The organism is Kaistella polysaccharea, from assembly GCF_020410745.1.
GTDB classification, from domain to species: Bacteria; Bacteroidota; Bacteroidia; order Flavobacteriales; family Weeksellaceae; genus Kaistella; species Kaistella polysaccharea.
The window spans coordinates 517,912-541,720 of the sequence record NZ_CP084528.1; the positions used below are offsets into that span (position 1 = coordinate 517,912).

22 protein-coding genes are annotated in these 23,809 nt (G+C 35.6%); 9 read left to right on the forward strand and 13 right to left on the reverse strand.

Translation table 11 applies throughout. The features are described from left to right. Positions 1 to 8: 8 nt before the first annotated feature. The 5 genes from LC814_RS02265 to porQ all read right to left on the reverse strand — a co-directional run bounded on the left by LC814_RS02265 (position 9) and on the right by porQ (position 3,144). Positions 9 to 506 carry a phosphoribosyl-ATP pyrophosphatase gene (locus LC814_RS02265; protein WP_226064732.1) on the reverse strand — a complete coding sequence of 166 codons (498 nt, stop codon included), beginning with the start codon at positions 504 to 506 and terminating at the stop codon, positions 9 to 11. Between the two features lie 3 nt (positions 507 to 509). Continuing rightward, positions 510 to 818, reverse strand: a complete 309-nt coding sequence (locus LC814_RS02270; protein ID WP_226064733.1) for a hypothetical protein — start codon at positions 816 to 818, stop codon at positions 510 to 512. Between the two features lie 77 nt (positions 819 to 895). Further along, a complete protein-coding gene (locus LC814_RS02275) occupies positions 896 to 1,279 on the reverse strand; it encodes a YtxH domain-containing protein (protein ID WP_226064734.1) in 384 nt (127 codons plus the stop codon). A 117-nt stretch (positions 1,280 to 1,396) separates the two neighbouring features. Further along, positions 1,397 to 2,065, reverse strand: a complete 669-nt coding sequence (cmk, locus tag LC814_RS02280; protein WP_226064735.1) for a (d)CMP kinase — start codon at positions 2,063 to 2,065, stop codon at positions 1,397 to 1,399. Between the two features lie 80 nt (positions 2,066 to 2,145). Continuing rightward, a complete protein-coding gene (porQ, locus tag LC814_RS02285; RefSeq protein WP_226064736.1) occupies positions 2,146 to 3,144 on the reverse strand; it encodes a type IX secretion system protein PorQ in 999 nt (332 codons plus the stop codon). Positions 3,145 to 3,277: 133 nt separating this feature from the next. Between porQ and pyrH the strand changes: the two genes are divergently transcribed. Both pyrH and frr read left to right on the forward strand, forming a co-directional pair. Continuing rightward, positions 3,278 to 3,985, forward strand: coding sequence for a UMP kinase (pyrH, locus tag LC814_RS02290; protein ID WP_226064737.1), 708 nt, complete (start codon positions 3,278 to 3,280; stop codon positions 3,983 to 3,985). Between the two features lie 54 nt (positions 3,986 to 4,039). After that, a complete protein-coding gene (frr, locus tag LC814_RS02295) occupies positions 4,040 to 4,594 on the forward strand; it encodes a ribosome recycling factor (RefSeq protein ID WP_226064738.1) in 555 nt (184 codons plus the stop codon). 80 nt (positions 4,595 to 4,674) lie between these two features. Here the strand turns inward: frr and LC814_RS02300 are convergent, their stop codons facing one another. Next, positions 4,675 to 5,328, reverse strand: a complete 654-nt coding sequence (locus LC814_RS02300; protein WP_226064739.1) for an NAD(P)H-binding protein — start codon at positions 5,326 to 5,328, stop codon at positions 4,675 to 4,677. Positions 5,329 to 5,415: 87 nt separating this feature from the next. Between LC814_RS02300 and LC814_RS02305 the strand changes: the two genes are divergently transcribed. Continuing rightward, on the forward strand, positions 5,416 to 5,775 hold the full coding sequence (locus LC814_RS02305) for an MmcQ/YjbR family DNA-binding protein (protein ID WP_226064740.1): 360 nt from the start codon (positions 5,416 to 5,418) through the stop codon (positions 5,773 to 5,775). On the opposite strand, the gene LC814_RS02310 is transcribed toward LC814_RS02305, so the two are convergent. After that, positions 5,765 to 6,685, reverse strand: a complete 921-nt coding sequence (locus LC814_RS02310) for a bifunctional riboflavin kinase/FAD synthetase (protein WP_226064741.1) — start codon at positions 6,683 to 6,685, stop codon at positions 5,765 to 5,767. The two genes, LC814_RS02305 and LC814_RS02310, sit on opposite strands and share 11 nt — an antisense overlap. Before the next feature lie 141 nt (positions 6,686 to 6,826). Here LC814_RS02310 and atpD point away from each other — a divergent pair, with 141 nt between their 5' ends. Next, entirely contained in the window at positions 6,827 to 8,335 is a 1,509-nt protein-coding gene (atpD, locus tag LC814_RS02315) for a F0F1 ATP synthase subunit beta (protein ID WP_226064742.1), read from the forward strand. 81 nt (positions 8,336 to 8,416) lie between these two features. Then, on the forward strand, positions 8,417 to 8,698 hold the full coding sequence (locus LC814_RS02320; protein ID WP_226064743.1) for a FoF1 ATP synthase subunit delta/epsilon: 282 nt from the start codon (positions 8,417 to 8,419) through the stop codon (positions 8,696 to 8,698). Between the two features lie 150 nt (positions 8,699 to 8,848). On the opposite strand, the gene LC814_RS02325 is transcribed toward LC814_RS02320, so the two are convergent. From LC814_RS02325 to LC814_RS02345, 5 genes are all read right to left on the reverse strand, one after another. Next, the gene (locus tag LC814_RS02325) at positions 8,849 to 9,613 is read right to left on the reverse strand and encodes a COG4705 family protein (protein ID WP_226064744.1); all 765 of its coding nucleotides are present in this window, start codon (positions 9,611 to 9,613) and stop codon (positions 8,849 to 8,851) included. Positions 9,614 to 9,699: 86 nt separating this feature from the next. Next, positions 9,700 to 11,895, reverse strand: a complete 2,196-nt coding sequence (locus tag LC814_RS02330; RefSeq protein ID WP_226064745.1) for a B12-binding domain-containing radical SAM protein — start codon at positions 11,893 to 11,895, stop codon at positions 9,700 to 9,702. 114 nt (positions 11,896 to 12,009) lie between these two features. After that, on the reverse strand, positions 12,010 to 12,420 hold the full coding sequence (gene rnk / locus LC814_RS02335; protein WP_226064746.1) for a nucleoside diphosphate kinase regulator: 411 nt from the start codon (positions 12,418 to 12,420) through the stop codon (positions 12,010 to 12,012). Positions 12,421 to 12,498: 78 nt separating this feature from the next. Then, a complete protein-coding gene (locus LC814_RS02340; protein ID WP_226064747.1) occupies positions 12,499 to 13,773 on the reverse strand; it encodes an aminotransferase class I/II-fold pyridoxal phosphate-dependent enzyme in 1,275 nt (424 codons plus the stop codon). A 103-nt stretch (positions 13,774 to 13,876) separates the two neighbouring features. Beyond that, the gene (locus LC814_RS02345) at positions 13,877 to 14,914 is read right to left on the reverse strand and encodes a PLP-dependent cysteine synthase family protein (RefSeq protein WP_226064748.1); all 1,038 of its coding nucleotides are present in this window, start codon (positions 14,912 to 14,914) and stop codon (positions 13,877 to 13,879) included. 222 nt (positions 14,915 to 15,136) lie between these two features. On the opposite strand from LC814_RS02345, the gene LC814_RS02350 reads away from it, so the two are divergent. The 3 genes from LC814_RS02350 (at position 15,137) to kdsA (ending at position 20,137) form a co-directional block, all read left to right on the forward strand. After that, positions 15,137 to 18,622 (forward strand): glycosyltransferase family 117 protein, encoded by a 3,486-nt coding sequence (locus tag LC814_RS02350; protein ID WP_226064749.1) that lies wholly within the window; start codon positions 15,137 to 15,139, stop codon positions 18,620 to 18,622. A gap of 69 nt (positions 18,623 to 18,691) precedes the next feature. Then, the gene (locus LC814_RS02355; RefSeq protein WP_226064750.1) at positions 18,692 to 19,225 is read left to right on the forward strand and encodes a DUF1697 domain-containing protein; all 534 of its coding nucleotides are present in this window, start codon (positions 18,692 to 18,694) and stop codon (positions 19,223 to 19,225) included. Positions 19,226 to 19,327: 102 nt separating this feature from the next. Beyond that, positions 19,328 to 20,137 carry a 3-deoxy-8-phosphooctulonate synthase gene (gene kdsA, locus LC814_RS02360; RefSeq protein WP_226064751.1) on the forward strand — a complete coding sequence of 270 codons (810 nt, stop codon included), beginning with the start codon at positions 19,328 to 19,330 and terminating at the stop codon, positions 20,135 to 20,137. 9 nt (positions 20,138 to 20,146) lie between these two features. On the opposite strand, the gene LC814_RS02365 is transcribed toward kdsA, so the two are convergent. Then, positions 20,147 to 21,247: a hypothetical protein gene (locus tag LC814_RS02365; RefSeq protein ID WP_226064752.1), complete on the reverse strand. Its 1,101-nt coding sequence runs from the start codon at positions 21,245 to 21,247 to the stop codon at positions 20,147 to 20,149. Positions 21,248 to 21,606: 359 nt separating this feature from the next. Here LC814_RS02365 and LC814_RS02370 point away from each other — a divergent pair, with 359 nt between their 5' ends. Continuing rightward, positions 21,607 to 23,784 (forward strand): TonB-dependent receptor plug domain-containing protein, encoded by a 2,178-nt coding sequence (locus LC814_RS02370; RefSeq protein ID WP_226065852.1) that lies wholly within the window; start codon positions 21,607 to 21,609, stop codon positions 23,782 to 23,784. Positions 23,785 to 23,809 lie beyond the last annotated feature (25 nt).

Consider the following 23,809-nt stretch of genomic DNA (forward strand, 5'->3'; position numbering starts at 1 on the left):
TATTTTTATTAGATCAATTGTTCGAAACTTGAAGTAGTTCTTGATTTTTGATATTCCTCAATTTTTGTTCGAATAAATCTTAGAGCGATAGGAGCCAAATAAATTAGCGCTAATCCAATTAATTTCTTTTTCCAGCTCGATGCTTGCATATTCTTTCTGGCAAAATTTCCGACAAATGTAACCGCCCCGATTTTCAAAGCATTTTCGGCAATGTTAAATCCCGCGTCGCTTTTCGCAAATCCATAAAGCATATTTTTATTGAAAATAGTATCTTTTACACTATTACTAATTTCCTTTACTATCTCATTTGTCTTAATACTTACCTTGGTTTCGCCATCATCGGTCGGAACTTCTTGTAAATATTTATCTGTAAATCCGTGAGTAATCGCACTTAAACTCTCCTTGGTATTCTCAAAAGTCAAAAGTTCCTGCAAATCGGAAACTTCTTTCTTCAGCAGTTCTTTCTTTCTTCTAAGTTCTTCTAAGCTGTTATATTTTGTACTCATTTTTTACGAATTTATTAATTTAACAATTTTATCTGCCACGGAATAGGTGATGGATTTTCGTGCCAAAAAGACCACTATTAATATCAATAGATATAAACCTGCCATTATGAGTATTCCATAAGCGTAGTTTCCTAGCCAGTAGCCAATCAATAAACCGAGCCCAATGTTAAATAGAATGATAAAAAATAAAAAGGCAATGGCAACAATCGAAAAGAATGTTATAGTTCCTACCGTCAACGAAGACTTTTCAGTGGCCTCCATTTTAAGCAAATCTAATTTTTTAGAGGCGAATTCTTTGATAATTTCTACCATAATATTTTTTTTAAAGTTACAAAAAAAGGAACTTAAAATAAAGTTCCTTTTTTATTTTAGGAAGTGATGAGGATCAATTATGATCTCATTCCGCCTAATTCATTTTCTACATCTCCTACAACTTCTTTGGTTGTGTTCACTGCCTGATCTTTATATTTATCATAACCATCTTTCACAGAAGAGATTACTTTGTCTGCAGTTTCTTTCACTTGAGAAGATATATTGCTGTACTGATCTTTTACTTTTCCTGAAACTTCATCATATTGTTCCATTGCTTTTTCTGAAACTTTACCATATTGATCAACCGCTTGGTCTTTCAAATCATTGGCTTTAGATTTAATTTTCTTTCTTGTTTCAGCACCTTCTTCTGGAGCATAAAGCATTCCTAGTACAACACCTGCTGCTGCACCTGCTAATAAACCTGCTAATACACTTGCTGAGCTACTACCTTTTTTCGACATTTTAGTTATTTTTTAATGTTAATAAATTTTACGTAATGGTCTGTTAAAACCATCTTTCATAAAGTTACAATTAATATACCAATTAAAAGAAAGCGGTCTTAAAATTGTGTTAAATAATTATGATATGTGGGAAAGGATCAATTCAATGGTTTGTTTCTTCGTCAAATTCGAATTGTCAATCTTAATGGCATCATGAGCTTTCTTCAGTGGAGCAACTTCTCTTTCACTGTCAATTCTATCTCTTTCGATTAAATTCTTTCGTACGGTTTCCGATTCAGTTTCCATTCCTAATTTTTGCAGTTCCAGAAATCGTCTGTTTGTTCGCTCTTCAATACTCGCCGTTAAAAAAAATTTGTAATCGGCATTGGGTAAGATAATGGTCCCGATATCCCGCCCATCCATTATAACACCTCCTTTATCAGCAATTGAACGTTGCATCTCTAATAAAAAGTCCCGCACTTCTTTCTGACGGGCGATTAAACTCACCTGCTGAGAAATTTCATTGCTGCGAATATCGTGTGAAATGTCCCTACCATTTAAAAATACCACGAGTTCATCACCAACTTGTTTAAATTCAAGATTGATTTCCTTAAAGCGTTGAAAAAGATTCTTCAGATCGATATTTCCATCCGTGGAAGTACAATTTTTTAAAGCAAAAAAAGTAATTCCACGATAAAGCGCACCTGTATCAAGATGAACCAGCCCCAATTTATGGGCGATGATCTTAGAAATTGAACTTTTACCGGTAGAAGAATAGCCGTCGATGGCAATTACAGGTTTTCTCATGAAGCAAATTTCCTTAAATAAATTGAATTTAAAAAATATTTAAAGAATCTTTAATAGTTGAATTTTGAAAGAAAAGTACTTTATCGGCGGTTACCAGACAATTCAATCATGTCCAATGCAATACCAAACATATTTACATTTGATGCATTATGATAGCGCACATGCGCATAATCAAATCTGAAACTGGATATTTTAATTCCAAATCCTGCCGACAAGCCGGCAAAACTCCGTTGATCCAAAACCGCAAGTTCATTCCCACGCTTCACATTATAACCTATTCTGATGTTGAAAGCTTGCTGTGGGAAAAGTTCGGCGCCCACAGAAAAATGGTCAGCAATCTTTCGGCTCCAATTAATTTCCTGGCCATTATTGTTAAAATCCTGGGAGATATTGATCTTTTGAAGATCATGCGCCGTAATGGTGAAAGCCAAAGGAAACTCGTCCAAAATCTTGGTGTAGCCAAGATCCACTCGAAAAGCTACATTTTCTCTTGTACCGTTAAATGTTTTAAACTGATAGCCGAAATTTCTAAAAACCAACGCAAGAGTTTCATTACTCTGTTTGTTATGATAGGTGATTCCTGCATTTGCCACAACCGCCATCGACGTATATGTGTCAATTTTAGAAGTCACAAAATTAGCGCTTCCAGCAATTGTAAAATCTTCTTCAAACTGATAGGCATACGAAAGTCCGACCGATGCGTCCATTGCTCCAAAATTGCCATTTATTTCTGCACTTTCATCTGTTCTGGGAATATCACCATAGTTCATGTAACGGGCATTAAAACCTATTAAGTGACCGTATTCCAAATCACGAACATAACTGAGAGTGCCATATTGAGAACCTGCAAGATAAGAGGAATAATTAACGGCGAGCATTTGATCCTGCTCCAAATTCATGAGTCCTGGATTTACTGCCGCAAAACCTACATCGAAATCACGTACCGAAACTGCGTCACCACCCAAAGCTGCCTGTCTCGCGGAAACAGGTATATTTAGAAATGGATAAACATTCGTTCCTTCCTGTGCAGATAATAACCCCGCTAGAAGAAGAGAAGAAGCAACAGTAATTTTTTTCAAACTCTATATTAGGTGACAAAAATAATTTATTTAACTATTTTGCAAAAATAATCAGCTGTAAATATAAATCTATTAACGAGATTATTTGGGTTTCCTTATATTTGCAACGTAAAAAAGTAATAAATCAGTAAAAATGAAATACAACCGAATTCTACTTAAACTTAGTGGGGAAGCCCTGATGGGAAACCGACAATATGGCATTGATAATGACCGATTAAAAGAATATGCTGCCGAAATAAAAAAAGTAACCACATTAGGCTGTCAGGTTGCGATTGTGATTGGCGGCGGAAACATTTTTCGCGGTTTAGCAGGTGCAGCCACAGGTATGGATAGAGTTCAGGGCGATTATATGGGAATGCTCGCAACCGTTATTAATGGTATGGCGTTGCAAGGTGCTTTGGAAGATGCTGGGATTTTCACCCGTTTGCAAAGTGCCATTGAAATGGATAAAGTTGCAGAACCATTCATCAAAAGAAAAGCAGTTCGTCATTTGGAAAAAGGCAGAGTTGTAATCTTCGGTGCTGGTACTGGAAATCCGTATTTTACTACAGATACTGCAGCCACATTAAGAGCAATAGAAATTGATGCAGATGTTATTTTAAAAGGAACCCGCGTAGATGGTATTTACGACTCTGATCCAGAAAAAAATGCTGACGCTGTGAAATATAGCAATTTAACGTACAGTGAAGTTTTTGAAAAAGATTTGAAAGTAATGGATATGACCGCATTTACTTTGAGTCGTGAAAATAATTTACCTATTATTGTATTTGATATGAATAAAGAAGGTAATTTACTTAAAATTGTAGAAGGCGAGAATATCGGAACATTGGTAAATTTATAAGAGTAAAATAATGTGAACCGTTCAGTGTACTATTAATATAGAAATTAAAATATAATGGAAGATTTAGAACTCATTGCCAGCATGACCAAACAAGAAATGGATGCAGCAATAAAACATTTGGAACATGCATTTCAGAAAATTAGAGCAGGTCGCGCATCGACAACAATGGTGCAAGACGTTATTGTAGAATATTACGGTGCTCCAACTCCGTTAAGTCAGGTTGCTAATGTTATGGTTCCCGACGCCATGACTATTTCCATACAACCTTGGGATAAAACCGCGATTGGTGCAATTGAAAAAGCAATTATTAATTCCAACTTAGGTTTTGCACCGATGAATAATGGGGAGAATATTATTCTTAATGTTCCGCCTTTAACCGAGGAAAGAAGACGCGAACTGTCGAAACTGGCAAAATCTGAAGCTGAAGCAACCAAAGTAACGGTACGAAATGCCCGTCAGGACGGCATGAAAGAATTGCGTAAGCTAGATGGCGTTTCTGAGGATCTTATTAAAGATGAAGAAGCAAAAATCCAGGAACTTACCGATAAATATGTTAAAATGTGTGATGAAAACTTTAAAGTGAAAGAAGCAGAAATCATGAAAGTTTGATATAATTCTATAAATATAAAAAGCCGTTTCAATAATCTGAGACGGCTTTTTTTAGCATTACGATCAAAAATTAATATTGTTTATGGCTGCTTTTCGGCAAAACTAAAAATTGATCCTAGTTTAATTTTAGAATAGCCATTTGATTTAATTTTAGATGCATTGATCATGGCTTGTGCCAGCGTTTTAGTAGGCAAAGGTTTTTGATTTTCAAATAATCCTATCGAATTAAAAAACTTAAGTACTTTGCCGCCGATGACTTCAGCAACTCTTTCTGAGTTTTTTCTATCCAGCATTCCAGGCTGAAAAATGGTAAGTTTCTCAAAATGTAAATCTTTAATTTTATTTTCTAATTCACCTTTCATTCTGGAATAAAAAACTTTTGAGTTTGGATCTGCGCCATAAGAAGAAATCAGGATAAAATCTTCAACACCATTTGCTTTGGCATTTTTCGCAAAATTATACTGATAATTAACATCGATTTTATACTGGTTTTCTTTACTACCTGCAGCTTTTAAAGTTGTTCCCAAACAGGAAAAAGCTACGTCACCTTTGATTAAATTTTTCCATTGCTCAGGATTATCAAAATCAACGACATGTGTTTGCACCTTTTCAGCTTTCAATTCCAGTGGTTTTCGCACAAATAAATGGACTTCAGAAAAGAAACTGTCTTTTATTAAAAGTTGCACCAATTCTTTACCTGTTGCGCCAGTCGCGCCAATTACTAAAGCTCTCATACTCACGTATTAGTTTGATTATTAAAGGAGAAATTTTTCTGAATAAATATACTAAATTTGTTTTGACTTAGTGCATAAATATTTACCATGGATGTCACTGAAATTTTAAGTTACTGCAATAATAAAAACGGAGTTGAAGAAACTTTTCCCTTCAACCCGGACGCACTTGTTTTAAAAGTTGGTGGAAAAATGTTTATGCTGATCGCTTTAGAAAGTCAACCTCTCACGATTTCACTTAAAACAGATCCGGAATGGAGCTTGGAACTGCGGGAGAAATATCCACAAATAACAGGCGCATATCATATGAATAAAACGCATTGGAATTCGGTTGTTTGTGATGGTTTGAAAAGAGAATTGATTTTTAAGTTAATCGATCACTCCTACGATATGGTTTTTTCATCACTTACAAAAAAGAAAAAAGAAGAACTGGAACTTCTTAAAAGATAAATTTTGTAGTGCGCTCTCTATCTTCATCTAGTCTTTTGATGAGCTCTTCTAAGTTTTCAAATTTTATTTCCTCATGTAGAAAATCCCGAAAATTTACAGAAATTTCTTCCTCATAAATATCTTCATCGAAATCTAATAGATAAACTTCCACCGTTTTTTCCGTTCCGCCGACAGTAGGATTAGTACCGATGCTCAACATTCCTTTATGGTGTTGATTCTTTACAAAGACATCGACAATATATGCACCGTTTTTAGGTAAAAGTTTAAGATTGTCAACTTCAATATTTGCCGTGGGATAACCAATAGTCCGACCGATTTTTTTACCATGAATAACTTTTCCAGAAATGGAGTAGTGATAACCAAGCATTTCATTTGCAGAAATGATATCTCCCATAGATAAAGCATTCCTAATTTGGGTGGAACTTATATGAAAGTCCTTATAATTAACTGCTTCCACTTGTTCCACTTCAAATCCTAATTCAGGACCCATTCTCTGCAACAGTGAAAAGTCCCCACTTTTATTTTTTCCGAAGGTATGGTCATGACCGATGATTAAATGTTTGACTTTCAGCTGATCAACTATAACTTGTTTCACAAATTCCTCACCGCTTAAATTGCGGAATTTCTCATCGAATTCCTTTAAAATAAGATTTTGTAAACCATCTTTAGAAAGAAGATATTTTTTCTCCTCGATGGTATTGAGCAGTTTCAGATCATCAGTCGGATTAAATATTTTCCGCGGATGCGGCCAGAATGTAAGAATTGCAGACTCCAGATTTCTAACTCCTGCAATATGGTTCAGTTTCTGAATAATACGCTGATGTCCGCGGTGCACACCATCGAACATTCCGATAGAAAGTGCCAAAGATGGTTGTGAGGATGTGCGCTCGAAGTTTTCCTGTATTTTCAACTGAAGGTCAATAAGAATGAAACAAGTTGCCTGTTTTAGGTTGCAATTTTTACTTTGTGCAAATATGACAAAAATCTTCTTTTAAACCAATTGCAAATTTGCGAATATTCATTATATTTGCACACACGAAAAAAATCAGCAATGGCAAACCAAATTAAAGGAAAAATTTCTCAAATTATTGGACCGGTAATCGACGTATTATTTACTGATGCGGCAGAACTTCCAAGCATTTATGATGCTTTGGAAATTACAAAAACGGACGGTAGTAAAGTAATACTTGAAGTAGAACAACATATTGGCGAAGATTCTGTAAGATGTATCGCGATGGATGCAACGGACGGACTGCAGAGAGGTCAAGAAGTAATATCCCAAGGACAGCAAATTACAATGCCTGTAGGAGAAAAAGTTTACGGAAGACTGTTTAATGTAGTAGGTGATGCAATTGACGGTATTGCGCAAGTTTCAAAAGCAGACGGATTACCAATTCACAGAGATGCTCCTAAATTTGATCAATTAACCACTTCTGCGGAAGTTCTTTTTACAGGAATTAAAGTAATCGATTTAGTAGAGCCCTATTCTAAAGGTGGAAAAATTGGTTTGTTCGGTGGAGCAGGTGTTGGTAAAACGGTACTAATTCAAGAATTAATTAATAATATCGCGAAAGGTCACGGTGGACTTTCTGTTTTTGCCGGCGTTGGTGAAAGAACCAGAGAAGGAAATGATCTTTTAAGAGAAATGCTGGAATCTGGCATTATTAAATATGGTGATGAATTTATGGAATCCATGGAAAATGGAGGATGGGATTTATCTAAAATCGATTTGGAAGCGATGAAAGAGTCTAAAGCGACTTTCGTTTTCGGACAAATGAATGAGCCACCTGGAGCAAGAGCACGTGTTGCTTTGTCAGGTTTAACCATTGCGGAAAGCTTTAGAGACGGTGATGGAGAAGGACAAGGAAAAGATATTTTATTCTTTGTTGATAACATCTTCCGTTTTACACAAGCAGGTTCAGAAGTATCTGCACTTCTAGGAAGAATGCCATCGGCAGTAGGTTACCAACCAACTTTGGCTTCGGAAATGGGTGCGATGCAAGAGCGTATTACATCAACTAAAAATGGTTCAATTACATCAGTACAGGCGATTTACGTTCCTGCCGATGATTTAACAGATCCAGCTCCAGCTACAACTTTTGCTCACTTAGATGCAACAACCGTATTGGACAGAAAAATTGCTTCGTTAGGAATTTATCCAGCAGTAGATCCATTGGCTTCTACTTCTAGAATTTTGACTCCAGAAATCTTAGGTGATGATCATTATGATTGCGCTCAAAGAGTTAAAGAAATTCTTCAAAAATATAAAGCTTTACAAGATATCATTGCGATTCTTGGTATGGAAGAACTTTCTGAAGAAGATAAATTATCAGTTTACAGAGCAAGAAAAGTACAACGTTTCTTATCTCAACCTTTCCACGTTGCAGAACAGTTTACAGGATTGAAAGGGGTATTGGTTGATATTAAAGATACCATCAAAGGATTTAACATGATCATCGACGGTGAGTTAGATCATTTACCTGAAGCTGCTTTTAACTTGAAAGGTACAATTGAAGAAGCGATTGAAGCAGGTGAAAAAATGTTAGCGGAAAACGCGTAAGTAATTTTAAATCATAAATTTTGGATTTTAAATTGTGAAAATCATTTAAAATTTAAAATCTATAATCTATAATTTTAAAGAATGAATATTAAAATTTTAACTCCGGAATTCGTAGTTTTTGAAGGTGAAGTAAAATCTGTTTTGCTTCCTGGTAAAAGTGGAGAATTTCATATAATGAAAGATCACGCGGCGATCGTTGCTTCCTTAAACGGTGGTAAAATTAAAGTGTTTACGAATGATATTCCAGAGCAATACAATGAGCATTTCACGCGGGAAAATGAGAAAGAAAGTGTTTTTTCTTTTCCTATAAAAAGTGGTGTTATTGAATACAGTAATAATAAAGGAATTATTCTCGCAGAATAAAATTCTTTAGCATAAATGAAAATCCCGTCTTTTAAAAAAGACGGGATTTTTTATGTAATTATTGACTTTATTTAAATTCAAAAAGTGCTAAGATTATACCTTATTCCAATCTTATAATATCTTGTCGTAAAGTTTAAGCCTTAAGTAATTTTAAAATGATTGGTTTTTAATTTTCTCTTTTTTGTGCGCAATAATGATAAAAATAATCATAATAATGATCGAAATGAGCGAGGCATTTAAAGTTCCTAAATCCAAGCCACCTTTCGCAAGCGGTTTGGTTAAGAAATCTCCAAAGGTTGCACCAAACGGTCGTGTAAAAACAAAGGCAATCCAGAACAAAAGAATATGGTTGATTTTGGTATAAGAATGCAATAACACGACGACAATGATAACCGACAAGGTGATCAACGCTCCAACGAGATAGCTTAAACCTAAACCATCATTCAAATAATCTCCAAAAGCGGTTCCTAAACTGTTTGAAAACAGCACAGCAACCCAAAAAAAGATTTCTTTTTCCTTTTCGAAGATAGGAGACACTTCCAGATTTCCGTATTTTTTGTACCACAAATAAAGTGTCAATAATAGAAAAGCAACCAGAATCAAACTCCCGAAAGCATAGCCTAAGTGTAAACTTCGATCAATGAAGTCAGATATTTCTGTTCCTAAAGTCGTCGTGCCGATAATCACGAGCCAGAAAAAAGCTGGAATGTATTTTTTGGCTGAAAGTTGGAAATAAAGCGTAATTAAAAAGAAAACTAAAGTGATTCCAATTCCAGCGAGATAACCTATTCCTAATGTTTGCGCAAAAAAATCGCCTAAAGTTTCACCCAATGTTGTGGCTACAATTTTCATGAGCCAAAAGAGTAGCGTAATGCTGGCAATTTTATTGAGTGTTAGTTCCTCTGTAGTTTTCATAAATAGTAATTTAAAATTCACGAATCAATTATGCATCCACGAGGTTAACTTCAAGAATAAGTTTTGTTCATATTAAAGGGACAATTTTATAAACTTAAGATAACGCCGTTTTCCTTCAACTGTTGGAGCGGTTTTGAGAACCAGAATAATTCAAAATCCTCAAAGGTTTCTTCGAACTGAGTCTTGAGTTGCTGAAGCGTTATTTTCTTGGAATTATCTGTACCGTTATCTGCAAAAATTTTCATCAGCCAATCTGCCCAATCTTTTTCAAGTTCTATTTTTACAATATTCGTTTTAAGATGAAAGGTTAATCTGGTATATTCGAAAGAACCTGCCCTTGTGTTTTTCAAGTAGTTCTCTACGTTCGCATTTTTATCCAGGAAAATTAATTTTGAATTTCCTTTAAAGATAAAATTTTCTTCCTCTAAAAGACAATCGTGAATATAATCTGGATGAATCGTTGTTTTCGGAATTTTAAAATCAAACCAATCTTTTAGTGGAATATCGAAATTAATTCCGTGCATAAAATTGAGTAAAGATTTCTTTAAACCAAAACTAAACTGGCTGTGATCAATTCCACTTTTATCAATAAATTCAATATCGTTATTGGCAAATAATATTTCTTTTTTCAAAGGTTCAACGCCAAATTCTTCCGGATTATTACCAATCGGTGAATGTGCCGTCATCGAAAATTGATGCCAGAAACCACTTTGTACAATTCCCATTTCAAAAAGTTGCCGAACCATTTCTAAAGAATCTACCGTTTCCTGAACGGTTTGCGTCGGGAAGCCGTACATTAAATAGGAGTGAACCATCACGCCGGCTTCGGTAAAATTGCGCGTAACTTTTGCGACCTGATCTACGGAAACGCCTTTGTCAATTAATTTCAGTAAGCGATCGCTGGCAACTTCCAGTCCACCGGAAACTGCGACTAATCCTGAAGTTTTTAATAAAAAACACAAGTCTTTACTAAAACTTTTTTCGAATCTAATATTGGTCCACCACGTAACGACCAAGTTTCGACGTAAAATTTCCAAAGCCACTTCTCGCATCAAAGCGGGTGGCGCGGCTTCATCTACAAAATGAAAACCTGATTCGCCAGTTTGAGCAATCAGTTCTTCCATTCGATCTACCAAAATTTTAGCGGAAATGGGTTCGTAGAGCTTTACGTAATCTAAAGAAATATCACAGAACGTACATTTTCCCCAATAGCAACCGTGCGCCATGGTCAGCTTATTCCAGCGGCCGTCGCTCCATAAACTGTGCATCGGATTAGCAATTTCAATAACTGAAATATATTGGGTAAGTAATAAATCGGTATAATCTGGTGTTCCTATAAAAGCTTGTTTATAGTCTGGTTTCGTCGTATTATTTTTATAAGTGACTTCCTGATTTTCTAAAATAAAAGTTCTTTTAAATTCGCCTGCTGCAATTTCTTTTCCGGAAATCACATTTTCATAAACCAACTCAATAGGTAACTCACCATCATCTAATGTAATGTAGTCGAAAAATTCAAAAACACGAGGATCTTTTAATTCTCTTAGTTCCGTATTCGGAAATCCACCGCCCATTACAATTTTCAGTCCTGGATAATTTTCTTTTATAAATTGCGCAGACTTAAAAGCAGAATATAAATTCCCTGGAAAAGGAACAGAAAAACATACTAATTTTGGCTGAACAAGATCTAATTCTTCCTTTAACAACTTTAAGGTAAATTCATCCGTAAAAGTCTGAGGAGCCTTTAATTTTGAATACAATTCATCGAAGGAGTTGGCACTTTGACCGATCCGTTCTGCATATCTGCTGAAGCCAAAATCTGCATCAATGTTTTCAACAATATAATCTGAAATATCTTCCAAATATAAAGTAGCGAGATGTTTTGCTTTATCCTGCAATCCCATATTTCCGAATGCAAATTCCATATCATCAAGCTGATTGAAACGGGAAGCTTCCGGCAAGAAATTCATGCTGCAGATCTGTCTGGCTAAGGTTGGATTATGATTTTGCAGAAAAAGAATAACCTGATCGATGGTTTTAATGTATTCTTCCCGCAAGGCAAAAATTCGTTTTGAGTTCTCGGAAATATTTTCTACATTTATTTTCTCTGCAAATACCTTTTCAATACCTTTTTTTGAAAATAATTCTAAAATCACTTCAATTCCTAAATCAATCTGATAACTGGAAATGTTTTTAGTATTCAAAAATCCTTTAATATAAGCCGTCGCGGGATAAGGAGTGTTGAGTTGCGTAAAAGGTGGAGTGATAAGGAGCAGATCTTTCAAAAGTATTTCTTTTTGCAAATTTATTTTAAATCTTTGGGATTTCTATCATCGATTAAGATTTCAAAAAAAACCGTCAGATTATTCTAACGGCTTATTTAATTTTTTCAAAGATTTCTATAAATCAAAATCTCCTGCAGCTTCTGGCTGATAAACTACTTCATCGATAACGATTTTCGTCATTCCAGAAGGAATTAACCAATCGATTTCGTCCCCCACGCGATAACCAATCAGTGCAGCAGCAACAGGAGAAAAAATGGAAATTTTCTTTTGCTTTAAATCAGCTTCTGAGGGATAAACCAGCTGAAATTCCATCGTTGTTTTATTATTCTGAAAGTGAATTTTCACAATAGAATTCATGGTAACAACGTCTTTATCAATTTTTTCCTGATCAACAATTTTTGCTGATTTTAATTCTGCCAAAAGCTTTTCCGCTTCTTCTTTTTTAATACTGTTACGGGCTTTCGCATCTGTTATAGAGCGGTTTATTTTATTATAATCCTGTTTGGTAATGATTACTTGTTTCATAATTAAATGAGGTATTTTGTAAAAAAAACCGCCTGAATTTTTCAAGCGGTTTATATCGAAATATATTCTGAAAAATTCTTAGCTGCTTTTAAATTGAAGATTTTGTTCTTCTAATAATTTCTGCTCTTGTTTTTTGTAAAATCCAGAAACTAACTTTTCGTGAATCGCCTCAAATGCAGCGAGGGTTTCATTAATTTCGGAATCGGTATGTGAAGCTGTAGGAATTAAACGCAATAAAATCATTCCTTTTGGAATGACGGGATAAATTACCACAGAAGTAAATATTCCAAAATTTTCTCTTAGATCTCTGGAAAGTAGGGTAGCTTCTACAGTTGAACCTTCCATCATAACTGGTGTTACGCAAGTATTAGATCCGCCTAAATTAAAACCTCTTTCTTTCAATCCATTCTGCAATTTGTGTACATTTTCCCAAAGCTTAGCTTTAATTTCTGGTTTTGAACGTAACAATTCTAATCTTTTTAAACCTCCGATTACCATTGGCATTGTTAAAGATTTTGCGAAAACTTGCGAACGTAAATTGTATTTTAAGATTCTGATAATATCAGCATCTCCCGCGATAAATGCTCCAAAACCTGCCATTGATTTGGCGAAAGTGGAAAAGTAAACGTCGATCTGATCCTGACATCCTTGCTCTTCACCAGCGCCTGCACCGGTTTTACCTAAAGTTCCGAATCCATGTGCATCATCAACTAGAATTCGGAAATCAAACTTGGATTTTAAATCGCAGATTTCTTTAATTTTTCCCTGCATTCCACGCATTCCGAAAACACCTTCTGTAATGACCAAAATACCTCCACCTTGCTCTTCAGCGACTTTCGTTGCGCGAACAAGATTTTTCTCTAAGCTAGCGATATCATTGTGTTTATACGTAAAGCTTTTGCCCATGTGAAGACGAACTCCATCAACAATACAAGCGTGGGAATCTGAATCATAAACGATCACATCGTGTCTGCCAACCAAAGCATCAATGGTTGAAACCATTCCCTGATAGCCAAAATTTAAAAGATAGGCCGCTTCTTTCTCCACGAATTCTGCAAGTTCTCTTTCTAATTGTTGGTGCTGTTCAGTTTCGCCAGACATTGCCCGGGCTCCCATTGGGTAAAACATTCCGTATTCTGCGGCTGCTTTTGCATCAGCTTCTAAAACTTCTGGGTGGTTGCAAAGTCCTAAATAATCATTTGCACTCCAAAAAATAACTTCTCGTCCCTGAAACCTCATTCTTGGCCCAATTGGACCTTCTAATTTCGGGAAAACGAAATATCCTTCTGCATAGTCTGCAAACTGGCCCAAAGGACCTGGATTTTCTCTAAGACGTTGGAAAATATCTGTCATTATTTTTTTATTATTTGAATAATCAAAGTTAATTAATTTAAAATAAAAAAACCTTTTGCTTGGCACAAAAAGGTTTCTAAAAGTCGCTTTTCAGGGGAATATTTTATTTAACAATTTCTGTCTTGTACACTTCTTCATAATTGTGCACACAGTTGTTTACAAAACCCTGCTCAGCCATCCATTCATCACTGTAAACTTTAGTAATATATCTTGAACCATGATCGGGAAAAATAGCTACCACGACATCATCTTTTTTAAATTCATGTGAATTTGCATATTGTATAAGGCCTTGTGTAACGGCACCAGAAGTATAACCTCCCATAATTGCTTCTTTTAAGGCAATTTCTCTTGTACGATACGCAGACATTTCATCATTTACGCGTACAAATTCATCAATTTTATCAAACAATAAAGCAGCGGGAATTAAATTTTTTCCCATTCCTTCTATTTGATAAGGATGAATTTCTTCTTTATGAATTTCACCTGTTTCGTGAAAACCTTTTAAAATTGAACCAGAGGCATCAACACCAATGATTTTAATATTTGGATTTTTCTCCTTTAAAAATTTAGCAGATCCAGAAAGCGTTCCACCAGTTCCCGTACAGGCGATCAAATGTGTAACTTTACCTTCAGTTTGTTTCCAAATTTCGGGACCAGTCGTCTGATAATGAGCGTCAATATTCAACTCGTTAAAATACTGGTTGATATAAATAGAGTTCGGTGTTTCCTCTGAAATTCTTCGGGCTACCTCGTAATAGGATCGGGGATCATCTGCCGCAACATTTGCCGGACAAATATAAACCGTTGCACCTAATGCCTTCAAATAGGTGATTTTTTCCTTTTTTGTTTTGTCACTTACTGCAAGAATGCATTTATATCCTTTAATAATACAAACCATCGCTATGGAAAATCCTGTGTTGCCAGAAGTCGTTTCAACAACAGTAGAACCAGGTATTAAAAGCCCTTTTTTCTCGGCCGCTTCAATAATGTGAATCGCAATTCTGTCTTTGGTAGAATGGCCTGGGTTGTAAGATTCTAATTTGGCATAAACAGTGGCCGGAATATCCTTAGTAACTTCATTTAGCCGTACTAAAGGAGTGTTACCGATTAAACCCAGAATATTATCGTAAACATTAGTCATTGTACTTCATTTTTCTCTATAAAACCGTCTGCAAAAATACTAAAAAATTAATAACTTAACAATTTATACAGAATTTTGTCAGTCGTTGCATGGTAATAATTCCATATCCTTAAAAGAGAGTAAGGGTTCACGCACTTTCGTATACTATATTCGCTTTAAATTTTGTTAAAATCAATAGATAATAAGTTAAAAACCTTATTTTCGCAAGATTGAAAATTTACTATGAAAAATTGGTCTTTTAAACAATGGAATACAATTCTCGGCTGGGTTGTTTTTACCATTGCATTCCTCACTTATTTATCGACTATTGAACCGAATTTCAGTTTTTGGGATACAGGTGAATATATTTCCTCGGCGGTTAAACTGGAAGTAACTCATGCGCCAGGTGCTGCACTTTTTCAAATAGTTGGCGCAGTGGCCGCCATGTTTGCTTTTGGAAATGTTGAGAATTATTCTGTCGTTATCAACGCAATGTCGGCTTTATTCAGTGCTTTTACCATTCTATTTCTATTCTGGATCATCACTCATTTAGTACGTCGTTTGCTGCATAAGGATTTTAATGAGGTGACAAAACATCAGGAAATATCAATCCTTTTTGCAGGTGTTATTGGAGCGCTTGCTTTTACATTTTCAGATACATTTTGGTTTTCAGCCGTTGAAGGAGAAGTTTATTCGATGGCGTCAATGTTTATCGCACTTTTATTATGGTTAATTACCAAATGGGAAAATGAATATTTAGAGACCGATAATGAACGTTGGATTATATTGATATTCTTCGTGATCGGTTTATCAGTCGGAGTTCACATGATGGGAATGTTGGCGATTCCCGCCATTTGCTTTATCTATTACAGTAGAAATTATGAATTTTCCTGGAAATCATTCATTTGGGCAAACTTGATCACGCTTCTTATTTTAGCCATTGTATTTAAAGGTATTTTCCCGCTCATCATGACCTTGTTTGGGCGTTTAGAAATTTTCGCGGTGAATGGGATTGGACTTCCTTTTCATTCCGGAACAATCGTAGCTTTTATACTATTGATCTCTGTCTTCTATTTTGGTTTAAAGTATGCCCGCAGAAGTAAGAAAAACATTTACCAAACCATAGCACTTTCTGTAATCTATATGATGATTGGTTTTTCTTGCTGGATGGTGATTCCAATTCGTGCAACGGCAAATCCTCCCATGAACTTAAATAATCCGGATAATGCCATCGGAATGCTTGATTATTATAATCGGGAACAATATGGCGACTGGCCCACTTCTTACGGCCAAAATTACACGGCTTATTTGGACGCCAATGGAATTCAGAAAAACGAAGATGGATCTTGGAAAACGAGTAAAACTGGCGATGTATATGAAAAAGATGAAACTGCAGGAACTTACCGAAAAGTAGGCGAGCGCTTCAATTTAGTTTTCAGCAAAGACCATGTGAGTTTTTTACCGCGGATGTTTAATGAAGATAAAGGCGTTATGCAGAACTACATTTCGATGTACGGCGCGCCTGATTTCTCTTTCAATTATAATAATGAAGATGTTGCCGACAGTCCGGAAGCCAGACAGATTTTCGATGACTTGCGGAAGAAATATGAAGATGGTAGCATTAAAGCCGATGATTATTTGCAGGTAAAACCCTATAATTTAATCAATGTTCAACGTCCTTCTTTAGGGCAAAATCTCGATTACTTTTTTACGTTTCAAAATGGCTATTACTTTGTTCGTTACCTCATGTGGAATTTTGTGGGTCGACAAAATGACCTGGAAGGAAACATGGAAAACAATCGTGGCAATTGGATCTCTGGAATTTCATTTATTGATAACGCACTTTACGGAGATCAGTCGAAGATGCCTTCAAAATTTAAAAATGAAAGTACAGTTGCATTCTTTTTCTTGCCTTTACTGTTAGGGATCATCGGTTTCTTTTTTCAACTCAATCGGGATTTTGGTCGGTTTTATGCGATTTTATCCTTGTTTGTAATCACGAGTATAGGAATTATATTTTATACGGGCGTAAAACCTTTTGAAGTCCGTGAAAGAGATTATGCGATGGTCGGGTCCTTCTTTGCCTTTTCCATATGGATTGGTTTGGGTGCCGGAGGAATCCTGTGGTATCTCCAGGAAAAGGTAAAATCTAATGCACTAAATATTGGCGCTGGGGTAATTTTACTCGGAGTTCCATTAATGATGGGCTTTCAGAATTACAATGTTCATGACCGCAGCGGTAGATATGCAGCGTATGATTATGCATATTCTACCTTAAAATCTTTACCAAAAAATGACATTCTCTTTGTTTACGGCGATAATGATACGTATCCAATTTGGGGAATGCAGGAAACTTCTGGGTTGCGAGATGATGTGAAGGTGGTCAACTTTACTTTACTTTCCACGCCTTGGAATATCGATCAGGTCAAAAGACGTACGTATAATTCTATGCCTGTTCCCTCTGTTCTGAAGCATGAAGATTATCGAGATGGCACAAACGATCAAATCTTCTTGATGTCGCCAAAAGATTGGGAAAATATTTTCGCAAATCTAAAAGAGAAAGGTGCGCCTGAGGCTGCGTTTGCTGAGTTTAAGAAATATCTTACGCAAGATTCAATGACGGTGAAAGAGGCGATCAACTTTATTAAAATTAAATCGGATAATAAAGATGAAATTTTAAAAATGATTTTTGGTGATGCGAAATATGAAAAATTCAATTTCCTACCGGTTTCTAAGTTTATTTTACCCGTTAATAAAGCGAATGCGTTAAAATCAGGAACCATTAAACAAGAAGATTTAGACGAAACGGTAGATCAAATCGCAATTAATTATAAGAGCAGCAGCATGTTCAAGAATAACTTACTTCTGCTGGATATTCTGGCGAATTTCGACTGGAAAAGACCTATTAATTTTTCTTCCGGTGGAATTTACGATCCAGAAAATATATTCTACCTGAGTGATTATTTGCAATATGACGGTTTTAGTTATCGTTTGGTTCCAATTAAAACGGTTGAACGGGAAGACGGCGAAATTGGACGAGTTGATGCGAACTCCCTTTATAATATTGTTAAAAATTACCGATGGGGAAATTTCAAAGATTTAAATGTTCATTTTGATGAAACCTGCACGCAGAATATTGTAAGTTACCGCAGTTCTGCGAGTCGTGCTGCTGAAGCTTTAGCCTTATCAGGAGAAAAACAAAAAGCGTTAGAAGTATTGGATTTAGCATCTCGCGAAATTCCTGTGCAGAAGTATAATGATCCTCGCTCATTGAGTTCTATGGTTTACGGATATATTGTAGCCGGACAGGAACAAAAAGGTCTTAAACTCGCCGAAGAACTTAAGAAGGGCATCTTCAGTGAATACGATTATTACACAAGTTTAACGCCGAAAGAGCAGCGCTTTGCAGCAAGACAAATGCGTACAAAACCTATGGAATATTCCTTGGTTGTTGGTGCCGTTTCAGATGCTTATGAAAAAATCGGACAGAAAAACAAAGGGTACGACTATCTGGTAAAATCACTGGAACCGATTGATAAAAAGTTCAACGCTTTTATTCAAGATTTGCAAACCATGGGCAAAGAAAAAGCGTATAAAGAAGCTGAAAATGTACAGCAGATTACACCTTTCTACACCTATCTTTTCGATGTTATGAATCCTTATGATTCCACTTACGCAAAGGAAAAGGAAAGTCAAATTACCGCTGCGATTATGAAAGCCACGCAATAAAAGATTTTATTTATATATTTAAAAGAGCAACTGAGTTGCTCTTTTTTTATCTTTAGAAAAATAAAAACGATGAACTATTGTGCTTTTCTACGTGGCGTAAATGTAAACGGAACCCGAATGAAAATGGCCGAAGTTTGTCAAGTTTTTGAAAGATCCGGTTTGCAAAATGTTTCTTATGTCTTAGCGACCGGAAATATTTTATTTTCGTCAGAAAGCAATCCTCCTGATTTAAAAAAAATTTTAGAAGAAAAACTCAGCAAGCATTTTAACTACGAGGCTTTTCTGTTTTTAAAAAGCGAGAATCAACTTACCGAAATAGTTAATAAAAACCCTTTTAAATCAGATGAAAATCTTCACCATTATGTTTTTATTTCCGATGAAAGTATGGGAATTATTTTGACAGAAAACTTCAGTAAATGTCTTAAAAGTTTCAATGAAAAGGGTTTTCTGATCGATGGTGTATTCTACTGGCAAGTTGAAAAGGGAAATACTTTGGATTCTGAGTTTGGTAAAATACTTGGCAAGAAGGCTTTTAAAGAAATGCTTACTTCCAGAAATATAAATACTTTAGAAAAAATAATACTGAAATTTAAACCGATTTAGAAAATAAGAGATTTGAATTTCTTTTCATTTTGTAATAAGTTATTGTAGAAGCAGAAAATCCGTATTTTTGTACTACTTCATGTGCTTACAAAAAAATAAATTATGATTCAGTATTTAGAAAATATCCACCACAAAGATTCGAAAAACTTTTTCCTCATTGCCGGTCCCTGCATTATTGAAGGCGAAGAAATGGCGCTAAATATCGCGGAGAAAATTGTGGAGATGACGAATAAATATCAAATTCCCTATATCTTTAAAGGAAGTTTTAAAAAAGCGAACAGAAGTAGAGTAGATTCCTTTACCACCATTGGCGAAGAAAAATCGCTGGAAATTCTTAGAAAAGTAGGAGAAACCTTTAATATTCCAACAACTACTGATATTCATGAAAATGATCATGCTGCCTTAGCTGCAAATTACGTTGATGTTTTACAAATTCCCGCATTTTTAGTGCGACAAACCGACTTATTAATTGCCGCTGCAAAAACGGGAAAATGCGTTAGTTTAAAAAAAGGACAATTTCTTTCTCCCGAATCGATGCAGTTTGCAGTGGAAAAAGTTCATGATTCTGGCAACCAGAAAACCGCCATTATTGAACGGGGAAATTCTTTTGGTTACACGGATTTGGTCGTTGATTTTCGTGGAATCCCGACGATGAGAAATTACGCACCCGTAATTTTAGATGTCACCCATTCTTTGCAACAACCCAATCAAAGTTCCGGCGTCACTAGTGGAAGGCCGGAATTGATTGAAACCATTGCAAAAGCAGGAATCGCCGTAGGAGCAGACGGACTTTTCATCGAAACACATCCTGACCCAAGCTGCGCACTATCTGATGGAGCCAACATGCTTCGATTGGATAAACTAGAAGAATTACTGCAGAAATTAACACGAGTAAGAGAAGCGATTTTGTAATCGCTCTTCTTACTTTTTAGAGGAATAAACCGTGTACTTTAATCCTACTGAAATAGCTTTGTCTGCAGCAGCAGAGTGAAATCGGGAGAAGGCCTCAAGATTCTTAAATCGCAGGCCAAGTTCGAAGAAATTATTTTCGTACGCTGTGAAATAATTATCACTCACAATAATATTGTTATAAATTCTAACGTCTTGCTGCCTTTGCGAAAAATTTAAAATACTGTAAGAAACGTATAATTTATAATCCTTCGATTTTAGAGGATAATAACGAAATAAAACTGGCAACGAGATAATACTTTTTGTAGTTGATTGACCGTATTTTAACTCTTTATTCTCTGAGTAAGATATAAAATTGGGAGCAGCCGCGATAGCAAAACTGTAATTAAGAAAAGGCAAATGATATTCGAATTCGTAACCTCCACCATAACCGGTTTCACCTCCTTCTTTCATTTTAGAGTATAATCCAAAAACTTTATGTTCAGTATATCCTTTTGGTTTTTGGTACTGGATACTAGATTGGCCATTGCATTCATTAATCTTATCGAAATAATCAATCAGACTGCTTTCGATATATCGCACCGTTTTAAAGGTGATGTTTCCACAGTTTATTTTTTGCAGTTCTTTCAAATACTTTCTGTCAGTTCCTTTATCACCATTTGCCACAAAATATTCTTTGAAAAGAAGGGGTTTAAATGTATTGGAATCGTCAGTTGAATAGAAATAGGCAGTATTCTCTTTGTCAGCATATTTGTAGAGGTTATATTTTCCAAAAGTAATTTGCTCCACAAAATGTTCTTCTTTTACCATATTAAATTCGGGATTATATTCTAAGTTTTGAAGGTTTTCAGGATGCCGGGAAAGCTCAAATTCAGCTTTGATGAATTTTGCCTTATCAGAAATGATCACTTCCTTTACTTTATTTTGATTTAATCTTATAATTTTGTTAGAATCATCTTTAAAATCGAAAGTCTGCGGAGTTAAAAAAGGAGTATTGTAGAAAATAGTTCCAGTCATTTTCTCGCCATTTTTCAACGTGATAACCGCCGGTTTGAATTGTTGAGCGTGACCATAGATACTTAAAAACAGGACAAGAAAGCTGAAGCGTTTCATAAAGTTATTTTTTTTCGAAAGTATAGAAAAAATGTTATTTATGGAGCATTAAATATAAATTATAAATCCTCTGATTTTTATTATCTTTAAAATCTAGATTTCCTGCATTGAAAAAAATTATACTGCTCCTCATTTTACTGCCTTTTTTTGCTTCTTCTCAAATAAATCTTAAAGTTTTAGATGAAGAAGGTCGCCCCGTGTCATTGGCAAATGTTTCCTATAACAGTCAGCAATTTACAACTGATGATGCTGGTTTTGTGAAATTTCCGGTTGCAGATTCTGAACAATTATTATCAGTTCAAAAAGAAAATTATCGAGGTTTCTCAAAAAATATTAAGCCAACTCCGAAAGTACAGAACATCAATATTTTGTTCGTTAATGCTGAAAAAGAGGTAACCATTCAGGAAGTGGTTTTTCAGAAAAAAGGGAAGCCAAAAATCACCGACTTAACATCGATTGAAATTTCCTCAAAAGAAGCACAGCAAGTTGCTTCACTTTCAGGCGGTGTTGAAGGGCTTTTGAAAACTTTACCCTCTGTAAATTCCAATGCAGAGCTTTCTTCCCAATATATGGTTCGCGGTGGTAATTATGATGAAAATCTGATTTACATTAATGATATTGAAATTTACCGTCCGTTTCTCATTCGTAATTCATTGCAGGAAGGTTTGAGTACTATCAATCCCGACATGGTTCAGTCTATCAATTTCTCCGCCGGTGGATTCGAAGCAAAATACGGCGATAAAATGTCTTCTTCTCTAAATATTTATTACCGTCAACCTACGAAATTTGAAGTTTCTGGAGAGGCCAGCTTAATCGGCGCCCGACTTTCTACAGGTTTTGCCTCAAAAAACAAAAAACTTTCTGCCTTATTTTCCGGACGGTACCGAAATACGAATTTGGTCTTAAACACGCTGAATGAAGACACAGACTTCAATCCGCAGTATATGGATTTGCAGTCTTATATCAATTATAAAATTAATGATAAATGGGCCGTTTCATTTATTGGATACTGGAGTAAAAACGATTATGAAATGATTCCAAAGGCAAAAGATGTGGAGTTTGGGACCTTACAAATGCCTTTAAAGCTAACCGTTTTCTATAACGGAAAAGAAGACGACAAGTATAAAAATATGATGGGAACAGCGTCCATCAACTTTAAACCGAATAAAAAATGGTCTATCAACTTAGATAATTTCGCCTATCAAAACCGGGAACGAGAATATTATTCCATAGCGTCCGGATATTTATTGCAGACATTTGACCCGATAACTGGCGCGCCGGTAACCTCTTATGATGTTGGCGGACAAATTGATCACGCGCGAAATGATCTGTTGGTGAAAACTTACGGAGCTCAATTGAAGGGAAAATTTTCACCTGATCTAAATACCGATTTCGAAGTCGGTTTAAAATTCGAAAAAGAAGATTTAAAAGATCTCACAAATGAGTGGCAATTGGTAGATTCAATCGGTTACAGCTCGCCGAGAGATTATACAATTCCCGGAACATTAGACCCTTCCGATCTTCGTTTGCGGTATCATATTTCAGGACAAAATCATATACAACCGACGAGAATGTCTGGTTATGCGCAATATTCAAAAAAGTTTTACTGGAATGAGAACCGTGTATTTGTGAACGCCGGAGTTCGTGCTTCACATTGGGATTTTAATGATGAAACAATTATTTCGCCACGTGCACAGATAGCCCTGAAACCTGATTGGGACATTGATATGTTGTTTAAACTTTCTGGTGGAATTTATTACCAGGCGCCTTTTTATAAAGAGATTAAAGATGTTAACGGCACCTTTAACCCGAATATAAAATCACAGCGTTCCATTCAACTTATTTTAGGTAATGATTTTGAATTTAAGATGGCTGATCGCCCCTTCAAGTTGACGACTGAAGCGTATTATAAAAAAATGGATCATTTAATTCCGTACTATTTAGACAATGTTAGAATACGATATTCAGGGGAAAATAATGCAGAAGGTTATGCTTACGGTTTAGATACCCGATTATTTGGAGAGTTTGTTCCCGGCGTGGATTCGTGGATTTCTGCAAGTTATGCGCGCGTTTATGAAAATATCAATGGAAAAGGAGATATTCCGAGACCCACAGATCCACGTTTTCGATTTTCTATGTTTTTTCAGGATTATATGCCGAGATTTCCCTCAATGCGCGTTAATTTAACATTACTTTACGCAAACGGATTGCCGTCTGGGACGCCAATAACGCTCGACTCAAATGGCAAACCAGATTACGAAGCACCTTATCGATACCAAAATACGTTGCCCTCGTACAAGAGAGTTGATATCGGTTTATCCAAAGTCTTCATCGACCAGAAAGACAATAAAGTAAATGGTGGTTTTTGGGGTAATTTTAAAGAATTAATTTTAGGTGTTCAGATTTTTAATGCCTTTAATATCAATAATACGGTAGCAAACCAGTGGGTAAATGATGTAAATTCTGGCTACAATTTTCCGGTTCCTGTGCGGTTGACAGGGAGGTTTTTTAATGTGAAGTTGGAGTTTAAACTTTAAATTAGATCAAAATAAAAAGTTGCAT

What these genes read in the sequence shown, in the direction of transcription:
- LC814_RS02265 (WP_226064732.1), bottom strand. Translation starts at nt 506, where the DNA reads ATGAGTACAAAATATAACAGCTTAGAAGAACTTAGAAGAAAGAAAGAA.
- LC814_RS02270 (WP_226064733.1), bottom strand. Translation starts at nt 818, where the DNA reads ATGGTAGAAATTATCAAAGAATTCGCCTCTAAAAAATTAGATTTGCTT.
- LC814_RS02275 (WP_226064734.1), bottom strand. Translation starts at nt 1,279, where the DNA reads ATGTCGAAAAAAGGTAGTAGCTCAGCAAGTGTATTAGCAGGTTTATTA.
- cmk (WP_226064735.1), bottom strand. Translation starts at nt 2,065, where the DNA reads ATGAGAAAACCTGTAATTGCCATCGACGGCTATTCTTCTACCGGTAAA.
- pyrH (WP_226064737.1), top strand. Translation starts at nt 3,278, where the DNA reads ATGAAATACAACCGAATTCTACTTAAACTTAGTGGGGAAGCCCTGATG.
- frr (WP_226064738.1), top strand. Translation starts at nt 4,040, where the DNA reads ATGGAAGATTTAGAACTCATTGCCAGCATGACCAAACAAGAAATGGAT.
- LC814_RS02300 (WP_226064739.1), bottom strand. Translation starts at nt 5,328, where the DNA reads ATGAGAGCTTTAGTAATTGGCGCGACTGGCGCAACAGGTAAAGAATTG.
- LC814_RS02305 (WP_226064740.1), top strand. Translation starts at nt 5,416, where the DNA reads ATGGATGTCACTGAAATTTTAAGTTACTGCAATAATAAAAACGGAGTT.
- atpD (WP_226064742.1), top strand. Translation starts at nt 6,827, where the DNA reads ATGGCAAACCAAATTAAAGGAAAAATTTCTCAAATTATTGGACCGGTA.
- LC814_RS02320 (WP_226064743.1), top strand. Translation starts at nt 8,417, where the DNA reads ATGAATATTAAAATTTTAACTCCGGAATTCGTAGTTTTTGAAGGTGAA.
- LC814_RS02325 (WP_226064744.1), bottom strand. Translation starts at nt 9,613, where the DNA reads ATGAAAACTACAGAGGAACTAACACTCAATAAAATTGCCAGCATTACG.
- rnk (WP_226064746.1), bottom strand. Translation starts at nt 12,420, where the DNA reads ATGAAACAAGTAATCATTACCAAACAGGATTATAATAAAATAAACCGC.
- LC814_RS02340 (WP_226064747.1), bottom strand. Translation starts at nt 13,773, where the DNA reads ATGACAGATATTTTCCAACGTCTTAGAGAAAATCCAGGTCCTTTGGGC.
- LC814_RS02345 (WP_226064748.1), bottom strand. Translation starts at nt 14,914, where the DNA reads ATGACTAATGTTTACGATAATATTCTGGGTTTAATCGGTAACACTCCT.
- LC814_RS02350 (WP_226064749.1), top strand. Translation starts at nt 15,137, where the DNA reads ATGAAAAATTGGTCTTTTAAACAATGGAATACAATTCTCGGCTGGGTT.
- LC814_RS02355 (WP_226064750.1), top strand. Translation starts at nt 18,692, where the DNA reads ATGAACTATTGTGCTTTTCTACGTGGCGTAAATGTAAACGGAACCCGA.
- kdsA (WP_226064751.1), top strand. Translation starts at nt 19,328, where the DNA reads ATGATTCAGTATTTAGAAAATATCCACCACAAAGATTCGAAAAACTTT.
- LC814_RS02365 (WP_226064752.1), bottom strand. Translation starts at nt 21,247, where the DNA reads ATGAAACGCTTCAGCTTTCTTGTCCTGTTTTTAAGTATCTATGGTCAC.